Origin of the sequence: uncultured Blautia sp., from assembly GCF_902497045.1 — a bacterium.
Lineage (GTDB): Bacteria > Bacillota > Clostridia > Lachnospirales > Lachnospiraceae > Blautia_A.
On the sequence record NZ_CABVDF010000271.1, the window covers coordinates 1 to 3,241 of the forward strand.

Here is a 3,241-nt window from a genome sequence, read left to right on the forward strand (position 1 = left end):
TATGCACATTTTCCCTTCTCTTGTGTTATATAGAATCCACTGGCTGGTGAAAGATCAGAATCTGGACTTTTCTGCATTTTCTTTTAAGCGGCTGATCTCTTCTTCTGTTAGACCCAGCTGAGTTCTGGCAATTTCGTATTCTTTTTCCAAAGTGGTTCCGGAAACAGTTGTGTTGTCTGTATTCAGGGTTACACACAGGCCTTCCTCCAGCATTTTCTTTAATGGGTATTCCCCTTTTACCGCTTTTGTCTGGAAGTTGCTGGTAGGACACACTTCAAGAGGGATCTGATTTTCCCGCAGATAAGCCACTAATTCTTTATCCTCCAGACAACGTACGCCATGACCGATCCGCCGGGCTCCGAATTTTAATGCCGCCCATATACTTTCCGGACCGGCTGCCTCTCCTGCATGAATTGTAAATGGTATTCCCTCTTTTTTTGCCTCTTTAAATATTTTTTCAAAAGAAGATGTTGGGAAAAGCGCCTCCGCACCTGCCAGATCTGCTGCCACCACGCCTTTTCCAAGATATTTGGACGCCGTATGTATTGTTTCCAGATTCTCCTGTTCATTATGGTCTTTTCTCATGCAGCACAAAATAACTCTTGCCTGGAAATCGTCATCACAGAGCAATCCTTTCAGGACCGCTTTCACCACCTGCTCCTGGGTCAGACCTTTTTTTGTATGAAGCTGCGGCGCAAAACGAATCTCTGCATATTTCAGCCCCTGGTCTTTCATCTGACTGCATACGTCCCGGGCTGCATCTGTCAGCCCCTCCTCTGTCTGCATTACAGAACAGGGAAGATCAAACTTTTCCAGATATTCGTTTAAATCCTGGCAGTCAACTGGCGCTGTCATATATTTCACCAGTTCGCTTTCCTCCCAGACCGGAAGCTCTATCCCCTGTTTTTTTGCCTGTCTGATCACATAGGCAGGGGTAAGAGACCCATCCAGATGAAGATGAAGATCGATTCCGTTTTTCATAGTCAAACCTCCTGATTTTATATATTTGTTCAAAAAACCGGATGATCTTCCTGACGGAAACCATCCGGCCATATATCTGCCTGTATATATTTAATTCTGTTTTGTAGAAAATTCAGTCCACATCAAGCTCGTCAATACTGTACTGCAGAAGCAGTCTTCCGGTTTTCCCCGATCTGTAAAAAGAATCCTTCAGACGATTCACCACCATTTTAGCGTCTTCATACTGACATGCCGGAAGCATAACAAGGAACTGATTCACACTGTACCTGCATACAATGTCACTGGATCTCAGCTTTTTCATCAGAGTTTCCTCCAGAACGCTCATTCCCACTCCGATCAGATCCGTATAATCCTGGTCATCCTTTTGGATCTGGAAATCAAGATAAAGACTTACCAGCGCCAGATGAACGGAAATCCCCAGACGCCGGCTGCTTCTGGATTCCAGCGCATATATTTTCCGAAAAACACCATATTCACAGAAGAAAGCTCCGGAGGCTTTTTCTTCTCTTAGATCTTCCTGGATAATATCAATATTGCTTTCATGATCGTGCTGTATTTTCTGGAGTTCTTCATATATACTCTCCATTTCTCCGGAAGGTCTTACTCCAAGAGAATCATAAAGCAGCTTCACCGTTTCTTTATAATGGCTTGCTGCCAGCTGCTGTTTATTATCAGCGATCATAGCTCTCAGAAGAAAACAGTGGATTTCCTCATCTAATGGTTCAATCTGAATTGCCTTTCCACAAATTTCTTCTACATCAGTAAATTTCTTTTCTTTTTCTAACAGAGCTGCCAGCTTTTTAACCATAGTTAGATAGATGGAGTGATAATAAGTAGCTGTGGAAACAACCCAATATTCTGATGACAGCTCTGACAGAAACATACCCTGATACAGTTCAACAGCTCTTTTGCCGTTTTCCTGCTGTACCGCCGGATCTTCGGAATTAAATACCTGCCGGCAGCACTCTTCGAATTCTTCTATGTCAATATGAAAAACAAACTCCGGGTTTAACTGATATGCACCTCGGCCGGTAACAATATATTTCCCTCCGTCTCCCCAGGTACGACTCATAAGTTTCCTGAGACGATACATAAGATTCTTCAGCGCTCCTGCCGGATTATCGCTTTGATCATCCGGCCAGAGTACATCGATCAGCTCCTGAGCCGTCATATCCTTCTCTCTGCGGCTTATCATATAAGCCAAAAGGCGGGTCAGCATCTCCGATCTCATGTTCTCTTTATTCAGTATCCCCTTCTCGTTTTCCACTTGAAATTTGCCAAACATCTTGACAGTTAATTCAGAACGATTTCCCTTTTCCTGCCCTATACTCTTCTTTTCCATTTACCCCCCCTAAATTTTTAGGCGGCGGCATGATTTTCATAGTTTACATACAACCATATATATTCTATCTCTTTTCACTTAATTTCTCAAGAGTTTTTTTAACTTTTCTTTTTGATCGATAAAAAAAGCATTGACGGCGTTTTCCTGTTTACTGCCTCAATGCCTTTTTATTTTACCACTGAAGAAGATCTTCCTGGATTTCCTCCGGTGTTTCCATCGCGGAATCTATCAGCTTAATCAATTCCAGAGCACTGCGGAAGGGAATCTCCTTTTGAGTCTCCACCCATCTGACGGTTCCCTGCCATGTATGGTTCTGATTATTCTTGATGTTAACAATAAAGGTATCTCCTCTGGATGTACTCTTTGTATGCTGCATTCCCATCCTCCTTTCCGTCTCCTTTCACAATTATAAGCTCACCTGGTCACACCGCGGTCATACAAAAGATTAATAAACTCAAGATCACTGTCAAATTTTCCGGTAGTCTGTCCATGAACATCCTTCATAATACCCTGCCAGGAACTTCTTAAACGTGATACAAAAAAAACGTCCCTGGTCAGAATTTTTCCTTCATTCTTCCGTACTTCCTCAATGCTGTGATAAATCTTCGGTTCTCCGCAATAGGAAGTGATTGCTTTTTCAGAAGTTTCTCTGAAGCTTCTGGACTTTCTGGTAGGCTGCGGTCTGCCTATCTCATCAAGTATCCGATCGATCAGAAGCAGCAGCTGTGAACTGTCTGAAAACTGTTTCTCATCTTGTACCGCTATACCGCTGATCCTGCCGCTGATCTCTGCCCCATCATTGTGAATCTCATCTATACATATTCTAAGGGTAGACGCTGTATGGTCTGATCTTATGCTCATTTCCCTTCTCCTTTTCCCATATCCGAAAAAGTTTTACAATCAAAACATTTATACTTA

General features: G+C 42.8%; 4 protein-coding genes. All 4 read right to left on the minus strand.

The window, feature by feature from the left end; all coding sequences use genetic code 11:
- Positions 1-54: 54 nt before the first annotated feature.
- The 4 genes from add to RDS42_RS13570 all read right to left on the minus strand — a co-directional run bounded on the left by add (position 55) and on the right by RDS42_RS13570 (position 3,184).
- The gene (gene add, locus RDS42_RS13555) at positions 55-981 is read right to left on the minus strand and encodes an adenosine deaminase (protein WP_308784120.1); all 927 of its coding nucleotides are present in this window, start codon (positions 979-981) and stop codon (positions 55-57) included.
- Between the two features lie 112 nt (positions 982-1,093).
- Positions 1,094-2,323 (minus strand): BTAD domain-containing putative transcriptional regulator, encoded by a 1,230-nt coding sequence (locus RDS42_RS13560; RefSeq protein WP_308784121.1) that lies wholly within the window; start codon positions 2,321-2,323, stop codon positions 1,094-1,096.
- 172 nt (positions 2,324-2,495) lie between these two features.
- The gene (locus tag RDS42_RS13565) at positions 2,496-2,705 is read right to left on the minus strand and encodes a hypothetical protein (protein ID WP_369124215.1); all 210 of its coding nucleotides are present in this window, start codon (positions 2,703-2,705) and stop codon (positions 2,496-2,498) included.
- Positions 2,706-2,737: 32 nt separating this feature from the next.
- Positions 2,738-3,184 carry a hypothetical protein gene (locus RDS42_RS13570; RefSeq protein WP_308784123.1) on the minus strand — a complete coding sequence of 149 codons (447 nt, stop codon included), beginning with the start codon at positions 3,182-3,184 and terminating at the stop codon, positions 2,738-2,740.
- Between the last annotated feature and the right edge of the window lie 57 nt (positions 3,185-3,241).

What these genes read in the sequence shown, in the direction of transcription:
- add (WP_308784120.1), bottom strand. Translation starts at nt 981, where the DNA reads ATGAAAAACGGAATCGATCTTCATCTTCATCTGGATGGGTCTCTTACC.
- RDS42_RS13560 (WP_308784121.1), bottom strand. Translation starts at nt 2,323, where the DNA reads ATGGAAAAGAAGAGTATAGGGCAGGAAAAGGGAAATCGTTCTGAATTA.
- RDS42_RS13565 (WP_369124215.1), bottom strand. Translation starts at nt 2,705, where the DNA reads ATGGGAATGCAGCATACAAAGAGTACATCCAGAGGAGATACCTTTATT.
- RDS42_RS13570 (WP_308784123.1), bottom strand. Translation starts at nt 3,184, where the DNA reads ATGAGCATAAGATCAGACCATACAGCGTCTACCCTTAGAATATGTATA.